The 22,092-nt window shown below is 61.9% G+C and carries 20 protein-coding genes and 3 tRNA genes; 11 read left to right on the top strand and 12 right to left on the bottom strand.

Annotation, left to right across the window (positions count from 1 at the left end):
- Window positions 1–323: 323 nt before the first annotated feature.
- Window positions 324–397: transfer RNA gene (locus L981_RS09065), tRNA-Gly, on the bottom strand.
- 23 nt (window positions 398–420) lie between these two features.
- Window positions 421–505 (bottom strand) — tRNA-Tyr (locus L981_RS09060).
- A 217-nt stretch (window positions 506–722) separates the two neighbouring features.
- Between L981_RS09060 and L981_RS09055 the strand changes: the two genes are divergently transcribed.
- Window positions 723–1,598, top strand: a complete 876-nt coding sequence (locus tag L981_RS09055) for an RNA methyltransferase (RefSeq protein ID WP_043614183.1) — start codon at window positions 723–725, stop codon at window positions 1,596–1,598.
- Between the two features lie 185 nt (window positions 1,599–1,783).
- Here L981_RS09055 and L981_RS09050 read toward each other — a convergent pair whose 3' ends face one another.
- Together L981_RS09050 and L981_RS09045 are read right to left on the bottom strand one after the other, a co-directional pair.
- Window positions 1,784–2,074, bottom strand: a complete 291-nt coding sequence (locus tag L981_RS09050; protein ID WP_371258850.1) for a hypothetical protein — start codon at window positions 2,072–2,074, stop codon at window positions 1,784–1,786.
- Between the two features lie 131 nt (window positions 2,075–2,205).
- A complete protein-coding gene (locus L981_RS09045) occupies window positions 2,206–2,826 on the bottom strand; it encodes an FMN-dependent NADH-azoreductase (RefSeq protein WP_043614181.1) in 621 nt (206 codons plus the stop codon).
- A 137-nt stretch (window positions 2,827–2,963) separates the two neighbouring features.
- Here L981_RS09045 and L981_RS09040 point away from each other — a divergent pair, with 137 nt between their 5' ends.
- A complete protein-coding gene (locus tag L981_RS09040; RefSeq protein ID WP_043614179.1) occupies window positions 2,964–3,905 on the top strand; it encodes a LysR family transcriptional regulator in 942 nt (313 codons plus the stop codon).
- A 443-nt stretch (window positions 3,906–4,348) separates the two neighbouring features.
- On the opposite strand, the gene L981_RS34995 is transcribed toward L981_RS09040, so the two are convergent.
- Entirely contained in the window at window positions 4,349–4,570 is a 222-nt protein-coding gene (locus tag L981_RS34995; RefSeq protein WP_197067113.1) for a hypothetical protein, read from the bottom strand.
- A 355-nt stretch (window positions 4,571–4,925) separates the two neighbouring features.
- Between L981_RS34995 and L981_RS09030 the strand changes: the two genes are divergently transcribed.
- Window positions 4,926–5,174 (top strand): hypothetical protein, encoded by a 249-nt coding sequence (locus L981_RS09030; RefSeq protein ID WP_043614173.1) that lies wholly within the window; start codon window positions 4,926–4,928, stop codon window positions 5,172–5,174.
- A 105-nt stretch (window positions 5,175–5,279) separates the two neighbouring features.
- Here the strand turns inward: L981_RS09030 and L981_RS09025 are convergent.
- A tRNA-Thr gene (locus L981_RS09025) sits at window positions 5,280–5,355 on the bottom strand.
- A gap of 157 nt (window positions 5,356–5,512) precedes the next feature.
- On the opposite strand from L981_RS09025, the gene L981_RS09020 reads away from it, so the two are divergent.
- Window positions 5,513–6,286, top strand: coding sequence for an NAD kinase (locus L981_RS09020; protein ID WP_043614170.1), 774 nt, complete (start codon window positions 5,513–5,515; stop codon window positions 6,284–6,286).
- Window positions 6,287–6,388: 102 nt separating this feature from the next.
- On the top strand, window positions 6,389–6,877 hold the full coding sequence (locus L981_RS09015; RefSeq protein ID WP_043614167.1) for a hypothetical protein: 489 nt from the start codon (window positions 6,389–6,391) through the stop codon (window positions 6,875–6,877).
- A gap of 68 nt (window positions 6,878–6,945) precedes the next feature.
- Here L981_RS09015 and prfB read toward each other — a convergent pair.
- The 3 genes from prfB to L981_RS09000 form a co-directional block, all read right to left on the bottom strand.
- Window positions 6,946–8,077, bottom strand: a protein-coding gene (gene prfB / locus L981_RS09010; protein WP_156134014.1) for a peptide chain release factor 2 whose coding sequence is annotated in 2 segments (ribosomal slippage) — window positions 6,946–8,007 and window positions 8,009–8,077 — 1,131 coding nt in all. Because the reading frame shifts where the segments join, the coding sequence is not laid out codon by codon here.
- 97 nt (window positions 8,078–8,174) lie between these two features.
- Complete coding sequence (locus L981_RS09005; protein WP_043614161.1) at window positions 8,175–10,628, bottom strand: penicillin-binding protein 1A; 2,454 nt, start codon at window positions 10,626–10,628, stop codon at window positions 8,175–8,177.
- Window positions 10,629–10,966: 338 nt separating this feature from the next.
- Window positions 10,967–12,211, bottom strand: coding sequence for an N-acetylmuramoyl-L-alanine amidase (locus tag L981_RS09000; RefSeq protein ID WP_082005949.1), 1,245 nt, complete (start codon window positions 12,209–12,211; stop codon window positions 10,967–10,969).
- A gap of 748 nt (window positions 12,212–12,959) precedes the next feature.
- On the opposite strand from L981_RS09000, the gene L981_RS08995 reads away from it, so the two are divergent.
- Window positions 12,960–15,764, top strand: a complete 2,805-nt coding sequence (locus tag L981_RS08995; protein WP_043614158.1) for a ribonuclease E/G — start codon at window positions 12,960–12,962, stop codon at window positions 15,762–15,764.
- Between the two features lie 112 nt (window positions 15,765–15,876).
- On the opposite strand, the gene L981_RS08990 is transcribed toward L981_RS08995, so the two are convergent.
- Window positions 15,877–17,034 carry a pyridoxal phosphate-dependent aminotransferase gene (locus L981_RS08990; protein WP_043614199.1) on the bottom strand — a complete coding sequence of 386 codons (1,158 nt, stop codon included), beginning with the start codon at window positions 17,032–17,034 and terminating at the stop codon, window positions 15,877–15,879.
- Window positions 17,035–17,267: 233 nt separating this feature from the next.
- Here L981_RS08990 and L981_RS08985 point away from each other — a divergent pair, with 233 nt between their 5' ends.
- The 5 genes from L981_RS08985 to aat all read left to right on the top strand — a co-directional run bounded on the left by L981_RS08985 (window position 17,268) and on the right by aat (window position 21,074).
- The gene (locus L981_RS08985; protein WP_043614156.1) at window positions 17,268–18,035 is read left to right on the top strand and encodes a DsbA family protein; all 768 of its coding nucleotides are present in this window, start codon (window positions 17,268–17,270) and stop codon (window positions 18,033–18,035) included.
- 106 nt (window positions 18,036–18,141) lie between these two features.
- Window positions 18,142–18,588 carry a type II 3-dehydroquinate dehydratase gene (gene aroQ, locus L981_RS08980; RefSeq protein ID WP_043614153.1) on the top strand — a complete coding sequence of 149 codons (447 nt, stop codon included), beginning with the start codon at window positions 18,142–18,144 and terminating at the stop codon, window positions 18,586–18,588.
- A gap of 25 nt (window positions 18,589–18,613) precedes the next feature.
- On the top strand, window positions 18,614–19,093 hold the full coding sequence (gene accB, locus L981_RS08975; protein WP_043614150.1) for an acetyl-CoA carboxylase biotin carboxyl carrier protein: 480 nt from the start codon (window positions 18,614–18,616) through the stop codon (window positions 19,091–19,093).
- A 12-nt stretch (window positions 19,094–19,105) separates the two neighbouring features.
- Window positions 19,106–20,449 (top strand): acetyl-CoA carboxylase biotin carboxylase subunit, encoded by a 1,344-nt coding sequence (gene accC / locus L981_RS08970; RefSeq protein WP_043614147.1) that lies wholly within the window; start codon window positions 19,106–19,108, stop codon window positions 20,447–20,449.
- Window positions 20,450–20,459: 10 nt separating this feature from the next.
- Window positions 20,460–21,074 carry a leucyl/phenylalanyl-tRNA--protein transferase gene (aat, locus tag L981_RS08965; protein ID WP_043614144.1) on the top strand — a complete coding sequence of 205 codons (615 nt, stop codon included), beginning with the start codon at window positions 20,460–20,462 and terminating at the stop codon, window positions 21,072–21,074.
- Window positions 21,075–21,113: 39 nt separating this feature from the next.
- Here aat and L981_RS08960 read toward each other — a convergent pair whose 3' ends face one another.
- Window positions 21,114–21,566, bottom strand: a complete 453-nt coding sequence (locus tag L981_RS08960; protein ID WP_043614142.1) for a DUF2155 domain-containing protein — start codon at window positions 21,564–21,566, stop codon at window positions 21,114–21,116.
- 121 nt (window positions 21,567–21,687) lie between these two features.
- Window positions 21,688–22,083, bottom strand: a complete 396-nt coding sequence (locus L981_RS08955; RefSeq protein ID WP_043614139.1) for an NADH:ubiquinone oxidoreductase subunit NDUFA12 — start codon at window positions 22,081–22,083, stop codon at window positions 21,688–21,690.
- Between the last annotated feature and the right edge of the window lie 9 nt (window positions 22,084–22,092).

Raw genomic sequence — 22,092 nt, 5'->3', positions numbered from 1 at the left:
CAATGTTAACGTGCGGCTTGTTGCGCTCAAATTTGCTCTTTGCCATGGGTACGTTTCCTGTGGTCAAGTATGAATAATGATCAGCCGGCAGGGCCGGTTTGTGGAGCCGTTTAAGGGTTTCAGGGGATTTGCGCAAGACTTAATTGCGCGCGCCCGGACCGGCCGCCGACGGCCTCTTCCTGGCGATATATAAGAAGCGCGCAACGCCGGTACAAGATTGGGCATCATCGCGCCGCGAATCGCTGCGGTTGCAGAACATTCAAGCGCTTAGCGGCGAATGTTTATTCGCTACATTAATCTGAAAGGAAGGAGGACACCGCTATTGGAGCGGGTAGCGGGAATCGAACCCGCGTATTCAGCTTGGAAGGCTGCTGCTCTACCATTGAGCTATACCCGCGGGCCTTCGATCCAGAAGCAGAATGGTGGAGGGAGTTGGATTTGAACCAACGTAGGCTGAGCCAACGGATTTACAGTCCGTCCCCTTTAACCACTCGGGCATCCCTCCATTATTCTGTCGGGATCTTTCGACCAAGCATTTGAGATCGTGAGACAACCAGCGACTTGTCGGTGCCGCTCTCGATCTGTGGCCGGGTATATGACTGCCTCGTTTCGTCCTGTCAACACGGCTCGGTGCAAAAAATCCGATTTTCTCCACAGCCGCAAAATTACCCCCAGCGCGGAAAACCATTTCGCCGGACAGGCAAGCCCTCTATAAGACGCCAATGAGCAAAGATCGCACCGGCGACAAGAGCGCCAAGGACACCCATTACGCAAACCTCAGGCGCGCGCACCGCGATGCCAAGCGCGAGCGTGGCGAAATTCCAACCCCGAAAGAGGACAGGCGCCGCAAGGCGCCGGCCGACTGGAAAGCGCCGCAGCTCGCCCCAGAGCAAGTGCTGCTTTACGGCCTGCACACGGTTCGCGCCGCGCTGGACAATCCGGCGCGCCAGATCATTGGCCTCAGCGTGACCCAGAACGCCGCCGCAAGGCTGGAACTCGGGGAGCTTTCGGCCCTGCCCTTCCCGGTCGAAACGGTGACGCCACAGGATCTCGACAAGATTCTCGGTCCCGACGCGATCCACCAGGGCGTGATGCTCGAAACGCGTCCGCTGCCGCATCGCCGGCTCGAGGCGCTACGCGACTGCCCGCTGATCCTCGTGCTCGACCAGGTAACCGATCCGCACAATGTCGGCGCCGTCATGCGCTCGGCCGTGGCTTTCGATGCCGGCGCGCTGATCACCACCATGCGCCACAGCCCGACCGAATCGGGCGTGCTCGCCAAATCGGCCTCCGGCGCGCTGGAAATGATCCCCTATATCCAGATCACCAACCTTGGTGATGCCATCGAGGAACTGCATCGACTGGGCTTCCAGACGATCGGCCTTGATTCGGAAGGACCGCAGCCGCTGGAAGGAACGTTCAGCGGCGAGAAGATCGCGCTCGTACTCGGCTCCGAAGGCAAGGGGCTCCGGCAGAAGACCCGCTCGATCGTCAACGACCTTGCCCGGCTCGACATGCCTGGCGCGATCAAGTCGCTGAACGTCTCGAACGCGGCGGCGATCGCCATGTATGCGGCACGCCAGTATCTGAAGCGCTGACATCGCCCCGGACGCTCTTGGCCGCCTCAGCGTTACGGCGCCGGCGGCCACATCATCCGGCTCCAAAGCCGTGGCTTTAACGCGAAATGGCGCCTGTGGATATCTTCGCACCGGTAGGATTGCGGAGCCTGATGCCGTGCAGCTTCGAAAGATCGGGAAAGAAGACGGCAAGCCGCGCCGACCCCTCACAAACCGACGGATTTTAGCGCAAGGCGACTGGGCGTGCTCATGCCGGCCGTCGGGCAGCCTTCACGCAATTTCTTCCAGGTGGTGACGTTGAGGTTCATCTCGCAGCGCGCGAGATAGGCGCTGCCATCGACGCGCAGGCAGGCGACCTGCCCAAGCTCATATTTGGAACCGTCGCGGTTTCGACAGGTGCAGCCATGATCCGGCGGCGCAGCCAGCGTGGCTTCGGCGGCGAACAAGAAGGCCACCGCAGCGGTCATGCCCCAAAGGATCCTCCGCCTGTCCATCATGAGGCCATTATAAAGCAGATATCGATATTCGAAAACGGACAATGCCGGCTGCTTGCGCAACCGGCACCGTCCGCACGCGGGGCATACGCCCCTCCCACCGGATCACCTCGGTGATCCGCTGAACTTAGTTCTTAGCTCGCCAGGCGAAGCACGTTGCCTTCGGAGATGGTCTTTTCAGCCTCGGCGATCGCAAACTGCTTGGAGTCGGCGCTGAGGTTCAGGCCTTCAGCGCGAACGAACTCGACGTCGGTGACGCCCAGGAAGCCGAAGACCGTCTTCAGGTAGGATTCCTGGTGATCCATTACGGCCGCCGGGCCGGCGGAGTAATGGCCGCCACGGGTGGAGGCAACGATGACCTTCTTGCCCTTGGCGAGGCCTTCCGGACCGTTCTCGGTGTAGCGGAAGGTCTTGCCGGAGACAGCGATGCGGTCGATCCAGACCTTCAGCTGGCTCGGAATGCCGAAGTTGTACATCGGCGCGCCGATGATGACGGTGTCGGCGGCCAGGAATTCTTCCAGCATGTCGCGGCCGAGCTTGACGTCGGCAGCAAGGCCGGCATCGACGCCTTCGAGGTCGGCCGGGGCCATGATCTGGGCGCCGGTCAGATGCGGCAGCGAGCTGCCGGCGAGATCGCGGTAGGTCACCTGGGCATCCGGGCGGTCAGCCTTGACCTGGGCGGCAAGGGCGGCCGTCAGACGGCGGGAAACCGAGTGGTCGCCAAGGATACCGGAGTCGATATGAAGAACGTTCATGGGAACACCTTTGTGTTTACGTTGCGGTGATCCACATATGAGGGGAAAACAATGACCCGATAAGCCAGCGGATATTTGACATACTGTTTCCAGACGGAAACAATCATATCCATCATCCGCACTTCGGAGACAGGACAATGCAGGATCTGAACGACCTCGGGCTTTTTGCCGCCGTCGTGCGAAACAACGGCTTCAGTGCTGCGGCACGGGACCTCAATATACCCAAATCCAAGCTCAGCAAACATGTGGCCCGACTGGAGGAGCAGCTCGGTGTGCGGCTGCTGGAGCGCTCGACCCGCAAGCTGCGGGTCACCGACATTGGCCGGGTGTTCTACGAGCATTGCCAGAGCCTTCTCGACGGGGTGGCTGCCGCAGAAGCGGAGATCGCCGCCGTGCGCGCCGAACCTTCGGGCACGGTCCGGCTCGCCTGCCCGCTCGGCTTCACCCCGATGCTTGCCGATATCCTGCCAGCGTTTCATCGCCGCTACCCCGGCGTCCGGCTGCTGATTACAGCCACCAACCGTCGCATCGACCTGATCGAGGAGCGGGTCGACGTGGCGCTGCGCGCCCGCGGTCAGCTCGATACGGACAACCAGCTGATCATCCGCAAGTTCGGCGAAGTGCGCGAGCGGCTTGCCGCCAGCCCCACCTTCCTTGCCCGCTCGGGCGAGATCACCATCGAGAACCTCAGCCAGCAGGCGACGCTGTCGATGAACGAACAGCACCCGACCGACGTCTGGCGGCTGGTTTCGATCGACGGCAACACGACGGAAATTACCCATCGCCCGATCGTCGGCTGCAGCGACTTCCTGATTCTCGAACGCGCCGCGATCGAAGGCATGGGGGTTGCGCTCTTGCCCGACCATATCTGCGAGCGCGCCTTCCGCGCCGGCGTGCTTGCACCGGTGCTACCTGAATGGACGTCGAACGACGTCGTCGTGCACCTCGTCTTCCCGTCCCGCCAGGGCATGTTGCCGGCAACAAGAGCCTTGATCGACTATCTGGCCGAGAACCTGCTCAACGCCCTGCAGAAATGCCGCGAGGTTCCGGTGCGCATGGGGCCGTCCTTCGACATCTGATGCCGCAGCAGTGCGGCTTGCCGATCAGCACCGGCAGATCATCAGCACATTGCCGTCGGGATCGCGGATCGTGAACCATTGCTCGACTGCACTGGCGTCACGATCTCGACGCCGAGGGCCTGTGCATGGCTGGCTGCGGCCGCCACGTCTTCCGTGTCGAAGTGAAAAAGCGGCGCATCCCGTCGCTCGCCCGGCACGAAGATTCGGGCATCGAGAACGAGCCGCGCGCCGCCACTCCTAGGAAATACGGCGAGATGGCCATGCGTGGTCTCGGGCGGCTCGACCTGAAGCAGGCGCGCATATCACGCCTTCGCCAGCTCGATATCCGAAACCGGAACGAAGACCGCTCCAATACCCAAGCCGATCGCCGGCATATTCTCCTCCGTAATCCATGCGCCGAAACTGAACTGTCACGGAGATTCGCTCGAGGTCTGCTCCGCATGTCATCGGCTGCACTGCCTACCGTTTTCAAGCTCGGCAAAGGATCTGGCGCCGGCGTCGTATCGGTAGGCGATCACCTGCACCGTGCAGGCGTCCTCATACCGGGCGCACGCTTGCATCGAAACGCAAAGATGGCCTTGAACACCCCAGACCTTTGCAGGCGGCTTGTCATAGATGCCTTCGTAGATCGTCTGCGTCCGCTTAGCGCCGTCATGCCACTCCACCACGATCTCCGAACGAAAGTGGTCATAGCCGATGTTACTGTATCCCACGGAGTACCGGACTGACCCCAAGCCGGAAACTTGCGTCGCGCCGGAACTCATCTCCGCCCAATCGGATCCCTCCTGCGCGTTGGCAGGGCTCCAAACGATGAAACCGCACAGTAGAACGCACGCCCATCCGATCGGCGCCAGCGCTGCGGGTATGGCGAAGTTGGCTTTGGTCGCTGCTGAAAGAACGTGTTCGATGATCAGGACCTTTCCAAGAGAACCAGCCGAGGAATGCTCGTCTGCCGCTTATCAAAAACGGGAGGAACAATCGGCGGTGGCCGAAACCACTGATTCCCTATAGTTCAGGAGTATGAGAACTCTTGGAAGACTGATCGTCTCCGCCGTCCTGGCATTCCTTGTCAGCCTGATCGTCGCCGGACTGTTCCTGCCGGTCTACGACATATTCGAGGGCGGGCCGTACAACTGCCTGGAGGATGGCATTGCGGCATGCGTCGCCGGCATACCGCTGAGCGCGCTGATCTATGGACCGCTGTTTTCGATTGTCGGCGTTGTGATCGGCACGCCGGTGTTCATGGCCATCTTTGCGATGCGTGACTGACGGCTCGCTTTGCGTCGACGGTGTATCCGCAGCAACGCCCCGAACAATCAAATTCCGGCACGGTAGCCGCCAAAAAATCGGAAAAACGATGGGGAAGAAATGAAGTGGTGCCCCCAGAGAGACTCGAACTCCCGACCTACTGATTACAAATCAGCCGCTCTACCAACTGAGCTATAAGGGCACTTGCTTTGGTGGGAGTTACCATAATCTCATGTGGTGTAAAGCAAAATTGCGAATTCTCCCAATTTTTCAGATGCGTTCGGTTCCGGGCCATGCCAGAAACAATGGAGAAAGATTGCCGCTGGCGGCGCATAACATATCGAGCGGACTAGAATTTCATGGCCCGAACGTTCACTTCCCTAGCCTTTCTCGCCTCGTCCGCGGAAGAGGCACAAAAGGCTGCGGCTGATCTCAAGGCGATCTATGGCGACCATGATCCGTCGAAGGCCGATGTGATCGTCGCGCTTGGCGGCGACGGCTTCATGCTGCAGACGCTGCACCAGACAATGAACAGCGGCAAGCTGGTCTATGGCATGAACCGTGGCTCGGTCGGCTTCCTGATGAACCGCTACAGCACCGAGAATCTGACGGACCGGATCTGTCAGGCGGTCGAGAACGCTTTTCATCCGCTGGAGATGCAGACGACCGACGTCTATGGCGAGAGCTTCACGGCACTTGCGATCAACGAGGTCTACCTCTTCCGCCAGTCCTACCAGGCAGCAAAGCTTCGCGTGCTGATCGACGGCAAGACACGGCTGGAGGAGTTGACCTGCGACGGGCTGCTGGTCGCCACCCCTGCCGGCTCCACCGCCTACAATCTCTCCGCCCACGGACCGATCCTGCCGCTCGAGGCCCCGCTCCTGGCGATGACCCCGGTCAGCGCCTTTCGCCCGCGCCGCTGGCGCGGTGCGCTCCTGCCGAACCATGTCACGGTCGAGATCGAAATCCTCGAGGCCGACAAGCGGCCGGTGAACGCCGTGGCGGACCATCAGGAAGTAAAATCGGTGGTCAGAGTGAAGATCGCCGAATCGGAAAACATGACGGCGCGTATCCTTTCGGATCCCGATCATTCCTGGTCGGACCGCATCCTGGCCGAGCAATTTTCGAACTGAGCGCACGTTCTCCGCGCGACCTATGGTATCATCCTGCCGGCCAGGCTTCTGCCGGCCCGCAGAAAACGGCAAACGAGCCGCCGCCTTAAGGACGACGACCCAATGCACAGATCCGCCCTCCTCGCGCTGTTCCTGTTTTTTAGCAGCACCGGCGCCAAGGCTCAGGATGCCAACATCGTTCCGCCTGAGGCGACCTTCGTGACCAGCACTGGCTACTGGGAGGAAAGCGGAGAGCCGCTGTCGTCACTCGACCCGAACGCCGCCGCCGAGAAGCCGGGCGACGCCCGGCGCGGCTACTACAAGCTGATCGCGCTTCGCCAAGCGGACGGAACCGCCCAGGTCCATCTGCAGCAGGTGGAAGCGACCTCGGCCGGCCCCGTGGTGATTTCGTCGGCGGAACTCGAAGAGTTCTCCGCGCTCAAGGCCTATGTCACCGACATCCGTCCGGAGACCTCGACCGGCGTCACCGCGCAGCCCGGCATGTTTGCGACCGTCTATCTGAAGACCGACCCGTCGGTGAGAGAACCTGAGAGCTGGACCGTGCTCATCGATGATCTCGGCGACATCAAGATCGAGCGCGCTTCCAACTGAGCAAAAGAAAGGGCCGGATGTGAACATCCGGCCCTCTTCAATTTCAATTCGGCAGACCGCTGTCAGCCTTAGTTCAAATCATCCACGACGGCATCCGCGCCACCGGCGACGCGGTGCGCGAGCGCTGCTTCCATGAACTCGTTGAGCTCGCCGTCGAGAACGTCGCCCGGTGCCGTGCTTTCGACGCCGGTGCGCAGATCCTTGACCAGCTGGTAAGGCTGCAGGACGTAGGAGCGGATCTGGTGACCCCAGCCGATGTCGGTCTTCGACGCGGCTTCGGCGTTCGCGGCATCTTCCCGCTTCTTCAGTTCCGCTTCGTAGAGACGAGCACGCAGCATGTCCCAGGCCTTCGCCCGGTTCTTGTGCTGCGAGCGCTCCTGCTGGCACTGCACGACGATGCCCGACGGGATGTGCGTGATGCGCACGGCCGAATCGGTGGTGTTGACGTGCTGGCCGCCGGCGCCCGACGAACGGTAGGTGTCGATGCGGCAGTCGCTCTCGTTGATGTCGATCTGGATCGAATCGTCGACGACCGGGTAGACCCAGATCGAGGAAAACGAGGTGTGACGGCGGGCATTGCTGTCATAGGGCGAAATACGAACGAGGCGATGTACGCCCGATTCGGTCTTCAGCCAGCCATAGGCATTGTGGCCCTTGACGAGCAACGTCGCGGACTTGATGCCAGCTTCTTCGCCGTCCTGGATTTCCATCAGCTCGACCTTGTATCCCTGGCGCTCGGACCAGCGGGTATACATGCGCAGAAGCATGTTGGCCCAGTCCTGGCTCTCGGTGCCGCCGGCACCCGAATGCACTTCGAGATAGGTGTCGTTCTGGTCGGCCTCGCCCGAGAGCATGGCCTCGACCTGCTTCTTGGCCGCTTCGGCCTGAAGTTCGCGCAGCGCCTGTTCGGCATCGGCGATGATCGCCGCGTCGCCCTCTTCCTCACCGAGCTCGATGAGTTCGATGTTGTCGTTGAGCTGCTGCTCGAAACGACGAAGGCCATTGATGCCGTCGTCGAGTTGCTGACGCTCGCGCATCAGCTTCTGCGCTTCCGCAGCATCGTTCCACAGGGTCGGATCTTCCGCCTTGTTGTTCAACCAGTCCAGTCGTCTTACCGCCTGATCCCAGTCAAAGATGCCTCCTCAGCAGGCTTATGGCCTGCTTGATTTCGTCGACAATATTCTCGATTTCGCTGCGCATGATCCTGCTTCTTGTGAACCGATAGGAAAGTGAGCGTCAAATAGCGATGCCCGCCGCTGATGTAAAGGCGGCGGGCATCGCGTGACGGGTATAAGGACTAGAACAGGCCGTTGGAACCGGAGGTCACTGCCTGGTTCGCCTGTGGCGAATTCTTGAGGATCTCTTCCGGCGGCACGTACTGGTCGAGACCGCCGATGACCGAGAAGGTGTCGGCCGGACCGGTGCCGGGCTTGAAGGCCTCGATGATCGTGTCAGGCTCACCCTCTTGAGCGGCCATGCCGGTCTTGCGGTTGACGGCGACCATGCTCATGCCCTCGGGCACGACGAACTTGCTCGGGCGCGTGCCCTTCACCGCTTCGGTCATGAAGTCGTTGAAGATCGGCACGGCGAGGCTGCCGCCGGTCGCGCCGCGGCCAAGCGGGGCCGGGTTGTCGAAGCCGAGATAGAGGCCGGCGACCATGTCGGGCGTATAGCCGACGAACCAGGCATCCTTTTCGTCATTGGTGGTACCGGTCTTGCCGGCAACCGGACGATCGAGCTTGATCTTGCCGGCAGCCGTGCCACGCAGCACCACGCCCTCCATCATCGACGTGATCTGGTAGGAGGTCATCGGGTCGAGCACCTGCTCGCGGTTGTCGGTCAGAACAGGCTCTTCCTGGTTCTGCCAATCGCCGGCGTTGCAGTTGTCGCAGGTGCGGTCCTCGTGACGGAAAATCGTCTTGCCGTAGCGGTCCTGGATGCGGTCGATCAGCGACGGCTTGATCTGCTTGCCGCCATTGGCGAGCACCGAATAGGCCGACACCATACGCAGCACCGTCGTTTCGCCCGAACCGAGCGACATCGCCAGAAGCGGCGGCATCTTGTCGTAGATGCCGAAGCGTTCGGCATATTCGGCAACAAGGTTCATGCCCATATCGTTGGCGAGGCGAACGGTCATCAGGTTACGCGATTTCTCGATGCCGAGGCGCAGCGTCGACGGCCCGGCGGAGCCGCCGCCGTAGTTTTCCGGACGCCAGACCTGGCCGCCGGCGACAATCTCGATCGGCGCGTCGAGGATAACCGACGCCGGAGTATAACCGTTGTCGAGTGCGGCCGCGTAAACGAAGGGCTTGAACGACGAGCCCGGCTGGCGCATCGCCTGGGTCGCGCGGTTGAATTCGGACTGGCCATAGGAGAAGCCGCCGACCATCGCCAGCACGCGGCCGGTCTGCGGGTCCATGGCGACAAGACCACCTTGCACCTTCGGCGGCTGGCGCAGACGGTATTCGCCCTTTTCGGCGAGCGGCTCGACATAGATCACGTCGCCGGCGCCGAAGACGCCTTCAGGCGATTTCGCCGACTTGCGGTCGCCGCTTGCGGAGCGATAGGCCCACTGCATGTTCTTGGCGGAGATGTGTCCGGTGACACGCTCGGCGACGATCTTGCCCGAAGCTTCCTTCTCCGGCTGGATGCCGATCTCGGCGCCCTGGCCATCGACGGAAAGTACGACAGCGAGCTTCCATTCGGGCACGTCGCTGAAGGCGACGACCGCGCCGAGCGGCTCGCCCCAGTCGCCGCCGATTTCGATCGACTTGACTGGGCCGTGGAAGCCGCGACGCTCGTCATAGGTCAACAGGCCGGTCTGAAGGGCCTTGCGTGCCGCGGTCTGGAGACGCGGGTCAAGCGACGTGCGGACAGACAAGCCGCCTTCATAAAGCGCGTTGTCGCCGTACTTCTGGATGATCTGACGACGGACTTCTTCGGCGAAGAAGTCGGATGCAAAGAGATGGGCGCCGCCACGGCGCGGATTGACGCCGAGCGGCTGCTTCTTGGCCTCTTCGCCATCAGCCTTGGTGACGTAGCCATTTTCGACCATGCGGTCGATCACCCAGTCGCGACGCTCGAGCGCTGCTGCGGTCTTGCGGAACGGATGGTAATTGGCCGGGCCTTTCGGAAGCGCTGCAAGATAGGCGGTCTCGGCAATGGTCAGTTCGGTCACCGACTTATCGAAATAGGTCAGCGCGGCGCCGGCGATGCCGTAAGAGTTCAGACCGAAGAAGATCTCGTTGAGATAGAGCTCAAGAATGCGGTCCTTGCTGTAGGCCTGCTCGATGCGGAAGGACAGGATCGCTTCCTTGACCTTGCGGTCGATAGTCTGGTCGGACGAAAGCAGGAAGTTCTTGGCCACCTGCTGTGTGATCGTCGAGGCGCCGACCGGGCGGCGGCCGGAGCCGAAGTTCTGCAGGTTTACCGCGATGGCGCGCGCGAGACCAGTGATGTCAACGCCCGGATGCTGATAGAAGTTCTTGTCTTCCGCCGAGATGAAGGCTGCCTTGACGCGATCCGGGATGGCCTGGATCGGCAGATAGAGGCGCCGTTCGCGGGCATATTCCGCCATCAGCGCGCCGTTGCCGGCGTGGAAGCGCGTGGTCACCGGTGGCGAATATTTCGCCAGCACCTCGTAGTCCGGCAGGTCCTTGGTGACGACACCAAGATAGAGCGCCACGGCTCCGGCCACACCCAGCAGCAGAAACGCGCCAATCCCGAAAAAATATCCAATCAGCCTGATCATCAGTCAGATACCGGTACCTTAATTATCGTCCAATTGCCGAACCGCCCGACTGACAGTCCATGCTCTGTCCTGCCGGCTTTTATGGCAGCGGCCCGACCAAACTCTTTCACGCGAAATCGTCTGGCGTCGCAGCGTCCCGCCAACCCGGCTCCTCATATGGCGGGGAACTCCGGGCTTCAACTCGTTTCTCAACAAATCCGGGCGCAATTCCGGTTAGGTCCCGGATTGTGCGTAAAATAGGGCTGTTATGCGATAATCCCGTGCGCATCCCGTTGAAAAGCATAGCGCTGTTACCGGGGCGACACAAATCACTTCGTTCCCGGACCTGCCTTCAAACGTCAGCCGCCGCTGGCGACGGCCTGCTCGCGGTAGCGCTGCACGGCGACCGCAAGACGCTCGGAAACCTTCTTGCGCCATTCCGGGTCGAGCAGCAGCTTTTCGTCCTCCTTGTTCGACAGGAAGCCCAGTTCAAGCAGGATCGAGGGCACGTCCGGCGCCTGCAGCACGCGGAAGCCGGCGAAACGGTGCGGATTGTTGATGAGATTGATCTGGCCCTCGAATGACGAAACGACAGCGCGCGCCATGTTGACGGAGAAGGCCTGCGTTTCGCGGCGCGTCAGATCGATCAGGATGTCAGCCACTTCCGCCGGCTCGCTCTGAAGCGGCACGCCGGCGATTTCGTCGGACAAGTTTTCGCGCGCGGCAAGGCTTGCGGCCAGATGGTCGGAGGCCTTGTCGGAGATGGTATAGACCGTCGCGCCGCGAATATCCTTCTGGCGCAGCGCGTCCGCATGAAGAGAAATGAAGAGATGGGCGCCCTTGTTGCGGGCGATCTGCACGCGCTGGGGAAGCGAGAGGAAGACGTCCTTGTCGCGGGTGAGAAAAGCCTCGATCCCGGCGCCCTTGTTCAGGGCCTCGACGAGATCCTTCGCGAAGGCGAGCGTAACGTGCTTTTCTTCCGTCTTCGTTTCGCCGGCGAGCGCGCCGGTATCGATGCCGCCGTGGCCCGCATCGATCGCGATGATGAACGGCCCGCCTTCCCTCGTCGGGGCGACGGCAACCGGCCTGTCGGTCTTGGTGGCGGCAACCGATCCGGTCCACTGCTGTTCACCGAGAAGCGCATCGAAGCGCGCCTGGTCGACGCGCTCGGCATCGAGCACGAGGCGGTAACCCTTGCCCCCCTCTTCCGCGATGACTTCCGCATGGGTGACCGCGACCGGGCCTTTTGCCGAAAGAACGATGCGGGAGCTGCCCGCGCCCATGCCGCCGTAGCGGATCGCATCGAACAGGCCGCGCGGTTCAAGGCTGTCCGCCTTCAGGCCGAAGGCCGTTTCCGGCAGGTCGACCACGACACGAACGGGATCGGCGACATAATGCAGGGAGAATTCCGGTTTGCGATCGAACTCGACGACGACGCGCGTGCGTGCATCGTCACCTGCGATCCGTGCCGCAAAGGCGAGCAAAGGACCCGGCTCGACGGCCCCTGCCGCCGGCACGTTCCAAAGAAGACCGCCGGCTAGCAGCGACGCTCCGAGCAGAAGCCGGCTCGCGGGCGATATCAAAGACAACAGCGAACCACGCATACAAACCGCCAAAGGCCTCACCTCGGGCTCTCCACCACTTTCTCAGAAAACCAAACAGCAGCCGACGCACGGCTGCTGTACGCACAGGTTGATCAATGAACCCTTATGGTTAACCAATGCTTGACAATGATCATCTTCCCCGGGCAGCGGGGACAATCGATTTACCGTTTATCGACCTACTCCACGTGGACAAGCGAATCGATCATTATTGTGGCGGCACGGGCTTTTCCCTTGCCAATGTGACATAGAAAACATAAAAGCGTCACAAGGAGAAAGTGTTGACGGGATAGAACAGTCGACCGGGCAGCCGGAGCTTCTCCAAAGCTTGGCGCCAGGGTGCGGTCGAACCGGATTGACCGGTTAACTTATCGCATTTCCGCGGTCGCAAGATGTTCATCCGCCGTCGCTGCATTTCCTCCCCGTACACTGGATCGCAAATTTCCGGCGGTGGCCGGAGTTCTTGATGGTGATTTTTCACCGACGCCCGCAAGCGGGCGCATTCATCGGGTCTTCATGAGACCTTAGACATTGGCATTCTTGTTTGGTCATTGATGTTGACTCAGCAGTATCGGTCAGAAGTAGCGCGGCCCCGGGACACACATGTTCCGGCTGTCGTCTGGCTGCTGCACCATCGCCTGCGCCAAACAGGAACTTTCATATCCGGCGCACCTTCCGACGTGTTTGGCAGTCTTCCTAAGGAAGCAGGTCTGTCTCCCGTTCCGCTGGCGCGCCGAGGAGCACAGCTTAGATGGCAGAGAAAATGCTTATCGATGCGTCTCATTCAGAAGAGACGCGCGTCGTTGTCGTTCGCGGGAACCGCATAGAAGAGTTCGACTTCGAGTCGGAACACAAAAAGCAGATCCGCGGCAATATCTACTTGGCGAAGGTCACCCGGGTGGAGCCCTCGCTCCAGGCCGCCTTCGTCGATTACGGCGGCAACCGCCACGGGTTCCTGGCTTTCGCCGAAATCCACCCCGACTACTACCAGATCCCGCTCGCCGACCGTCAGGCGCTCTTAAAGGCCGAAGCCGAAGAAGCGCGGCGCGACGACGACATCGAGCATGTCGAGACCGCCCCTGCCCCGGCAAGCGAACTCTCCGTTCCCGTGGATCTCGAAATCGTCACGGAAGCTGACGCTGAAGCCGAGCCGGTCGCAGCCGTCGCTGACGCCGCACCGGTCGTCGAAGAGGAAGCCCCGGCCGAAAAGCCGAAGACGAAGCCGAAGCGCACTCGCAAGACCAAGGCCAAGGCCGCGGAAGAAGCCGCTGCCGCGTCGGCCGATGGCGACGAGAGCAATGGCGGCGAAATGGCTGCCATGGTCGATACCGACGCCATTTCCGAGGATGTCGACAGCCGCCGTCGTCATGACGACGACGATGATGACGACGACAGCCACGACGGCGAAAAGGAAATCATCGAATCCGTCGGCGCCGAAGACGCCATGGAAGAGGTTCCGGACCGCCAGGTTCGCAAGCCGCGCAAGCAGTACCGCATTCAGGAAGTCATCAAGCGCCGCCAGATCCTGCTCGTTCAGGTCGCCAAGGAAGAGCGCGGCAACAAGGGCGCGGCACTGACGACCTATCTGTCGCTCGCCGGCCGTTACTCGGTGCTGATGCCGAACACCGCACGCGGCGGCGGCATCTCCCGCAAGATCACCAACCTGCAGGACCGCAAGCGCCTGAAGGAAATCGCCCGCGGCCTCGAAGTGCCGCAGGGCATGGGCGTGATCCTGCGCACCGCCGGTGCCAACCGCACCAAGGTCGAGATCAAGCGCGACTTCGAATATCTGATGCGCCTGTGGGAAAACGTCCGCACGCTGACGCTGAACTCCACGGCCCCCTGCCTCGTCTATGAGGAAGGCAGCCTGATCAAGCGCTCGATCCGCGATCTCTACAACAAGGACATCAGCGAGATCATCGTTTCCGGTGAGGAAGGCTACAAGGAAGCCAAGGGCTTCATGAAGATGCTGATGCCGAGCCACGCCAAGGTGGTTCAGCCTTACCGCGACGTGCATCCGATCTTCTCGCGCTCCGGCATCGAAGCGCAGCTCGACCGCATGCTGCAGCCGCAGGTAACGCTGAAGTCCGGCGGTTACATCATCATCAACCAGACCGAAGCGCTGGTTTCGATCGACGTCAACTCCGGCCGTTCGACGCGCGAGCACTCGATCGAAGACACCGCACTCCAGACGAACCTGGAAGCGGCGGAAGAAGTGGCACGCCAGCTGCGCCTGCGCGACCTTGCCGGCCTCGTCGTCATCGACTTCATCGACATGGAAGAAAAGCGGAACAACCGCTCGGTCGAGAAGCGCCTGAAGGATTGCCTGAAGAACGATCGCGCCCGCATCCAGGTCGGCCGCATCTCGCATTTCGGCCTGCTCGAAATGTCGCGCCAGCGCATTCGCGCCTCGGTGCTCGAATCGACGATGCAGACCTGCCCGCACTGCAACGGCACGGGACATGTTCGCTCGCAGTCCTCCGTCGCCCTGCACGTGCTGCGCGGCATCGAGGAACATCTGCTCAAGAACACGACGCACGACATCACCGTGCGCACCATCCCGGATATCGCGCTCTACCTGCTCAACCAGAAGCGCGGCACGATCATGGACTACGAAGCCCGCTTCGGCGTCTCGATCATCATCGAGGCTGACGCCCATGTCGGCGCACAGCACTTCGCGATCGATCGCGGCGAGCCGGTCGAAAACCCGGTCAAGATCGAGCAGCTGCTGCACTTCGAGCCGGAAGAGGAAGAAGACGACGTCGTGATCGAAGAGGATCTCGACGAGGAAGAAGCAGAAGAAGTCGCCGGCGAACAGCGCCAGGAACAGCCGAAGGCTGCTGCCCAGTCCGACGATCAGAATGGACGCAAGCGCAAGCGCCGTCGCCGCCGTCGCGGCAAGGGTGGCCAGCAGGCCGAAGGCAGCGCCCTCCAGGTTTCCGAATCGGCAGGCGATGCTGACGACGGTTCCGATGAGGACGAAGGCGATGACGAGGGCGTCGATGCAGACGCCGCGACCGCCGATGGCGATCAGAAGCGCAAGCGCCGCCGCCGCGGCAAGCGTGGCGGCCGCCGCAACCGTCCGGAAGGCGAAGGTGAAGGCCAGCTCGAAGCCGATGCCGATGCGGAAGCCGGCGACGATGGCGCAGACGAAGCCGAAGCCGTAGAGGCACCGGCCGCTGCAGCCGAGGTCGAAGTGGCTGTCGCGGTCGAGGAAACGGCTGTGGTTGCCGAAGAAGTCGAGGTGGCGGACGCAAAGCCTGCCAAGCCGAAGCGCACCCGCAAGAAGGCCGTCAAGGCTGAAGAGCCGGCAGTCAGCGTCGACGAAGTTGCCCAGGCAGCGATCGAAGACCAGCCCGCCGTTGCCGACCCGGCCGTCGAAGCGGTGGAAGAGGCTGCCGCCGACCTTGCCGAGACCAAGCCGGTGCGCGCCAACCGCGACCTTTCGAAGATCGCTTCCGAACCGGTGGTAACGTCGAGCGCGACGAAGCCCGAAGAGGAAGAGCCGGCCAAGCCGAAAAAGGGTGGCTGGTGGCAGCGCCGCGGCTTCTTCTAAGCCGCGCTGCAAGCGCCAAACTCTGAAAATACGAAAGGCCCGGAGCGATCCGGGCCTTTTCCTTTAGACGGATGACAGAAGGGGCCTTGCCCCTGCCCGTTCGCTCAGGCGGTCACGCCAGCCAGCGTCCGATCCTGTCCATCGCCTCGACCATGTCGGCCTCGGCGCCAGCATAGGAGAAGCGCATCGTGCGGTGCCCTTCCAGCGGATCGAAGTCGAATCCCGGGGTCGCCGCGACATTGATCTCGGCGAGCATCCGCTTGGCAAAGGCCATGCTGTCATTGGTAAAGCGCGTGACATCCACGTAGGCGTAGAAGGCGCCGTCCATCGGCGAGGCGATCGCGAAGCCGATCTCCGGCAAGCGCTTCATCAGCATGTCCCGGTTGGCGGCATAGGCGGCCTTGTAACGGTCGAGTTCCCCTTGCGCGTCGAGTGCTGCCTCTGCCGCAATCTGCGAGAGCTCGGGCGGCGAGATGTAGAGGCTCTGGGCGATGCGCTCGAAACCGCGCACCTTGTCGGCCGGCAGCACCATCCAACCGATCCGCCAGCCGGTCATGCAATAGTATTTCGAGAAGGAATTGATGACGATCACCTCGTCGGTCACCTCCAGCGCGCTCGCCTCTTCGCCGGCAAAGGTCAGCCCGTGATAGATCTCGTCGGAGATGAAGGCGATCGATTCGGCCCGGCAATAGTCAGCCAGCGCCTTGAGGCCCGCCCTGCCTGTCACCGTTCCGGTCGGGTTGGCCGGGCTCGCCAAAAGCACGCCCTTCAAAGGACGGCCTAATTTCGCAGCGGCACGTGAAAGACTTTCAGGCGTCAGAGTGAAACCGGTCTCGGCATTGGCCTCAACCTCGACGACCGTCAGGCCGAGCGCTGCGAGGATGTTGCGGTAGGCTGGGTAGCCCGGCCGCGCAATGGCAACACAGTCGCCGGGATCGAAGAGAGCCAGGAAGGCGAGATTGAAGCCGGCGGATGAGCCGGTGGTGACCGCCACCCGCTGCGGATCGAGCGCGATGCCGTGGCGCTTTTCATAGTGCCGGGCGATCGCGGTGCGCAGCGACAAGGTGCCGAGCGCGTCGGTATAGCCGAGCCTGCCATGCTCAAGCGCCGTGCGCGCAGCGTCGAGCGCTGCCTTGGGCGCCGGGTGGGCTGGCTGCCCGACCGCCATCGAGATCACCGGATGGCCGGCATCGCGGCGGCGGGTCGCCTCCGCCAGGACGTCCATCGCATGGAAAGGTTCAACGGCACTGCGTTTTGACAAATCTACCAACGGAAAATCCTCGATATGCGGCTGTTCTCCAGCCCTTTGCCCGATGAAAATGACCTTCACAAGTCCGCGAGTGCCGTATTTCCGCCGATTTTGCCGTTTCGTTTCCGCAGCACCCACCCTATGCTGCCGGCATATTGCGGATACGAGGAATCCTGTTGTCATTCAGAACAGCCGGTTGACCCGGCGACACGCGATGGACGACACACGAGATACGCAAGGACAACGAGGTAGAAATGAACTTCAGCACCAAGATGATTGCCGCCGGGACGCTCGCAGCGCTCGTAGCCGGGGTCAGCCTGCCCCAGAACGCATTCGCGCTCGATGCGAAGCAGAAGGAAGAGATCGGCGCCTTCATCAAGGAATACCTGATCGCCAATCCGGAGATTATGCTCGAGGTCCAGGAGGCGCTGACGACGAAGCAGCGCGCCAAGCAGCAGGAAGCGGCGGAAGGCGCGATCACCGAGAACAAGAAGGCGATCTTCAATTCCGACTACGACATGGTGCTCGGCAACCCCAAGGGCGACGTCACCGTCGTCGAGTTCTACGACTACAATTGCGGCTACTGCAAACGCGCGCTTTCCGACATGGACGACATCCTCGCCAAGGACAAGAACGTGCGCTTCGTGCTGAAGGAACTGCCGATCCTCGGCCCGGATTCGCTGGCCGCCCACAAGGTGAGCGCCGCCTTCCGCCTGGTCGCTCCGGAAAAATACGGCGACTTCCACCGGGCGCTGCTCGGCGGCGAGGACCGCGCCACGGAGGAGACGGCGCTCGCGGTTGCCGCCAAGCTCGGCGTGTCGGAAAAGGACCTTCGCGCCAAGATGGAAAAGGAGCCGCATGACGCGGCCGTGCGCGAGGCCTACAGCCTTGCCAACGACCTCGGCATCACCGGAACGCCTTCCTACGTCATCGGCAACGAAGCGGTCTTCGGAGCCGTCGGCGCCGAGGAGATCGAAGGCAAGGTCGCCAATATGCGCGAATGCGGCAAGACCGCCTGCTGACAAACCTTCCCATGACTGTGGACAAATCCCGCGGGGGCCCAAAGGGCTTTTCCTCGCGGGACCATCAGTCTATAGGTAACCCTCCATGACCGGACCGGAATCCCTTATGCCATCGACCATTTTCGTGCTGAACGGCCCCAACCTGAATGCGCTGGGCAAGCGCGAACCGGGTATTTATGGCGGCCAGACGCTGGCCGACATCGAGGCCATGTGCAAGGCGGAAGGCAAGGCGCTCGGCTTCGACGTCGATTTCCGCCAGTCGAACCATGAGGGAACGCTGGTCGATTGGCTGCACGAGGCCGGCAACGTCGCCGCGGGCGTTGCAATCAACCCGGCTGCCTATGGCCACACGTCGATCGCACTTCATGATGCCATCCGCGCCATCGGCATTCCGGTCGTCGAACTGCACCTCTCGAACATCCATGCGCGTGAGGAGTTCCGCCACAAGTCGATGATCGCACCCGCCGTCAAGGGCGTCATCTGCGGCTTCGGCGCACAGAGTTACATTCTTGCGCTGCATGCGCTAAAGAACCTGACAAATCCGTCGAAATAAAAAGAACACAAGAGGCTCATATTCCATGGCTGACAAGAAACCAGGTATCGACCAGGCGCTGATCCGCGATCTCGCCAACATTCTCAAGGACACCGATCTGACCGAGATCGAAGTCGAGCAGGACGACCTGCGCATTCGCGTTTCGCGCAACGGCACGCCGGTTGCGATGCCGATGGCCATGCCGCAGATGCCGGCTTACCAGATGCCCGCCGCAGCGGCCGCCCCGGCAAACGCCGTTGCCGCTCCCGCCGCCGAGAGCGCCCGCGCATCGAAGAATGCCGTGACGGCGCCGATGGTCGGCACTGCCTACCTGTCCCCCGCACCGGGAGCCCGCCCCTTCGTTGAGGTCGGTGCCACGGTCAAGGAAGGCCAGACGATCCTCATCATCGAAGCGATGAAGACAATGAACCAGATCCCGGCTCCGCGCTCGGGCAAGGTCACCGAAATCTTCGTCCAGGACGCAGCCCCCGTCGAATATGGCGAACCGCTGATCGTAATCGAATAAGGCGGCGCGGCGATGATCTCGAAAATTCTCATTGCCAATCGCGGCGAAATCGCCCTTCGCGTGCTTCGTGCCTGCAAGGAACTCGGCATCGCCACGGTCGCCGTTCATTCCACGGCCGACGCCGATGCCATGCATGTGCGCCTCGCCGACGAGAGCGTCTGCATTGGCCCGCCGCCCTCGCGCGATAGCTATCTGAACATTCACCAGATCGTCGCCGCCTGCGAAATCACCGGTGCCGACGCCGTGCATCCGGGCTACGGCTTCCTGTCGGAAAACGCCAAGTTCGCCGAAATCCTTGAAGCGCACGACATCACCTTCATCGGCCCGACGGCGGAACACATCCGCATCATGGGTGACAAGATCACCGCCAAGCAGACGGCGCAGGAACTTGGCATCCCGGTCGTTCCGGGTTCCGACGGCGAAGTGAAGCCGGAGAACGCGCTCGAAGTCGCCCGCAAGATCGGTTTCCCGGTCCTGATCAAGGCGACCGCCGGCGGCGGCGGCCGCGGCATGAAGGTCGCCCGCAGCGAGGCGGATCTCGAGGAGGCCGTTGCGACGGCCCGCACCGAAGCGCTTGCCGCTTTCGGCAACGACGCCGTCTACATGGAGAAGTACCTCTCCAAGCCGCGTCACATCGAAATCCAGGTCGTCGGCGACGGCGCCGGCAATGCGGTGCATCTCGGCGAACGCGATTGCTCGCTTCAGCGCCGTCACCAGAAGGTCTGGGAAGAGGCGAATTCCCCGGCCCTCAACGTCGATCAGCGCATGAAGATCGGCCAGATCTGCGCCGACGCGATGAAGAAGCTGAAGTATCGCGGCGCCGGCACGGTCGAGTTCCTCTACGAGAACGGCGAGTTCTATTTCATCGAAATGAACACCCGTCTTCAGGTCGAGCATCCGATCACCGAAGCGATCACCGGCATCGACCTCGTGCATGAGCAGATCCGCGTCGCCTCCGGCGGTGGTCTCTCTGTCCAGCAGGAAGACATCGTGTTTTCCGGCCACGCGATCGAGTGCCGCATCAATGCCGAAGACCCGCGCACCTTCGTCCCCTCCCCGGGCACGATCACGCATTTCCACGCGCCGGGCGGTCTTGGTGTGCGCGTCGATTCGGGTGCCTATCAGGGCTACCGGATCCCGCCTTACTACGACAGCCTGATCGGCAAGCTGATCGTGCATGGCCGCACCCGCGTCGAATGCATGATGCGCCTGCGCCGCGTGCTTGACGAATTTGTCATCGACGGCATCAAGACGACGCTTCCGCTGTTCCAGGACCTGATCAATAATCAGGATATCGCCAACGGCGACTATGATATCCATTGGCTGGAAAAGCATCTGGCCGCCACGTCCGAGTAAGGACCAGACATTGAAAGGGACGCGCAGCAAGCAGCCCGATATCACGCCGGACATGCTGCTGCGCGCCTATTCGATCGGCCTCTTCCCGATGGCCGATTCGGCCGATGATCCGGAGCTCTTCTGGGTCGAGCCGGAAATTCGCGGGGTGATCCCGCTCGCAGGCTTCCACACCTCTCGCAGCCTCGCCAAGACCATCCGCCGAAAGCCTTTCGACATCCGCTTCAACACCGCCTTCGAAGCGGTCATGGACGGCTGCGCTGCTCCTGCTCCCGACCGGCCGACCACCTGGATCAACAACAAGATCCGCACGCTCTACGCGACACTGCACTCGATGGGCTATGCCCACAGCGTCGAAGCCTGGGAAGGCGACCAATTGGTCGGCGGGCTTTACGGGGTTTCGCTGGGCTCCGCCTTCTTCGGCGAAAGCATGTTTTCCAGACGCACCGACGCCTCGAAGATCTGCCTCGTGCATCTGGTCGAGCGACTGAAGGCGCGCGGCTTCGAACTGCTCGATACACAGTTCACCACCGAACACCTGAAGTCGTTCGGCGCCGTTGACGTGCCGAAGGCGGAATACGAAGTGTTGCTCGCGAACGCGATGTCGTCGCCCGACCTCGCCTTCTAACCAAGCCACATTTTAAAGAATGGGGATATGCCCCGCCGCTCAGCGCTTCTGCGCAGTATCCGGCGGCGGCAGGTCCGAGGTCGCCTTGCAGGACTGAAGCCAGACGTCATAGACCGGATGCTCGACGGCGTTCAGACCGGGGCTGTCGGCAAACATCCAACCGGTGAAGATGCGGCGGATCTTGCGGTCGAGCGTGATTTCCTCGACCTCGACGAAGGTGGTGATCTTCTGCGCTTCCGTATCGTCACGGCTATAGCAGACGCGCGGCGTGACCTGGAGGGCACCGAACTGTACGGTCTCGCCGATATAGACGTCGAAGGTGGTGATGCGGCCGGTGATCTTGTCGATGCCGGAGAAGACGGCAACGGCGTTGGAAAGGCGGGCTGCGTCAACGGCTTCCGCAGATGCGACCAGCGGCAGGGCTGCAAGCAGGGACAAGCCCAAACGCCGTGCTCCTTGGCCGATTGCCTTGCGCAGATCAGAACCTGCCATCGTCGCCTGTCTCCCGCGTATCCTGTTCGTCATGGATTTCAGGCGCTAACCATCAATTGTGGCCGCGCCATGATCGAGGAACCCATTCCGCGGTCCGTCGTCGTCACTGAGAACAGATTATTCAGGAACCGGGCGTCCAGGCGTCGTAGTCACCGGTCACGCGCGGGCGCTTGCCGGTGGCAGCGATCGAGCCCTGTGGGCGGTAGGCGTTGGCCGTGCCGGTCGGATTGGCGCGGTGCGCCTTCTGCCATTCGCGCGGCGTGTACTTTTCATCGGCCGGCGAAACGTCGGTCCGGTGATGCATCCAGCCGTGCCAGCCGGCCGGAATGGCGGAAGCTTCGGCGTAGCCGTTGTAGATCACCCAGCGGCGGGTGCGACCTTCGGAGTCCTTGCCGCCCTGGTAGTAGACATTGCCGAGTTCGTCTTGACCGACCCGTTGACCGTGGCGCCAGGTGTGAAAGCGCGTTCCGATCGTCTGTTCGTTCCACCAGGTGAAAATCTGCAGCAGGAGCTTCATGGATGCCGT

The sequence above is a fragment of the Ensifer sp. ZNC0028 genome, from assembly GCF_000799055.1.
Taxonomy (GTDB): domain Bacteria; phylum Pseudomonadota; class Alphaproteobacteria; order Rhizobiales; family Rhizobiaceae; genus Ensifer.
The sequence above is the reverse complement of the archived record's forward strand: the minus strand, read 5'-3'. Positions and strand labels throughout refer to the sequence as shown.

Bases quoted from the DNA above. Each gene is read 5' to 3' on its own strand.
- L981_RS08995 (WP_043614158.1), top strand. From the start codon at position 12,960: ATGGCAGAGAAAATGCTTATCGATGCGTCTCATTCAGAAGAGACGCGC.
- L981_RS09000 (WP_082005949.1), bottom strand. From the start codon at position 12,211: ATGCGTGGTTCGCTGTTGTCTTTGATATCGCCCGCGAGCCGGCTTCTG.
- L981_RS09030 (WP_043614173.1), top strand. From the start codon at position 4,926: ATGAGAACTCTTGGAAGACTGATCGTCTCCGCCGTCCTGGCATTCCTT.
- L981_RS09015 (WP_043614167.1), top strand. From the start codon at position 6,389: ATGCACAGATCCGCCCTCCTCGCGCTGTTCCTGTTTTTTAGCAGCACC.
- L981_RS09020 (WP_043614170.1), top strand. From the start codon at position 5,513: ATGGCCCGAACGTTCACTTCCCTAGCCTTTCTCGCCTCGTCCGCGGAA.
- accB (WP_043614150.1), top strand. From the start codon at position 18,614: ATGGCTGACAAGAAACCAGGTATCGACCAGGCGCTGATCCGCGATCTC.
- aroQ (WP_043614153.1), top strand. From the start codon at position 18,142: ATGCCATCGACCATTTTCGTGCTGAACGGCCCCAACCTGAATGCGCTG.
- L981_RS08955 (WP_043614139.1), bottom strand. From the start codon at position 22,083: ATGAAGCTCCTGCTGCAGATTTTCACCTGGTGGAACGAACAGACGATC.
- L981_RS09055 (WP_043614183.1), top strand. From the start codon at position 723: ATGAGCAAAGATCGCACCGGCGACAAGAGCGCCAAGGACACCCATTAC.
- L981_RS08960 (WP_043614142.1), bottom strand. From the start codon at position 21,566: ATGGCAGGTTCTGATCTGCGCAAGGCAATCGGCCAAGGAGCACGGCGT.
- L981_RS09050 (WP_371258850.1), bottom strand. From the start codon at position 2,074: ATGATGGACAGGCGGAGGATCCTTTGGGGCATGACCGCTGCGGTGGCC.
- accC (WP_043614147.1), top strand. From the start codon at position 19,106: ATGATCTCGAAAATTCTCATTGCCAATCGCGGCGAAATCGCCCTTCGC.
- L981_RS09005 (WP_043614161.1), bottom strand. From the start codon at position 10,628: ATGATCAGGCTGATTGGATATTTTTTCGGGATTGGCGCGTTTCTGCTG.
- L981_RS09040 (WP_043614179.1), top strand. From the start codon at position 2,964: ATGCAGGATCTGAACGACCTCGGGCTTTTTGCCGCCGTCGTGCGAAAC.
- L981_RS09045 (WP_043614181.1), bottom strand. From the start codon at position 2,826: ATGAACGTTCTTCATATCGACTCCGGTATCCTTGGCGACCACTCGGTT.
- L981_RS08985 (WP_043614156.1), top strand. From the start codon at position 17,268: ATGAACTTCAGCACCAAGATGATTGCCGCCGGGACGCTCGCAGCGCTC.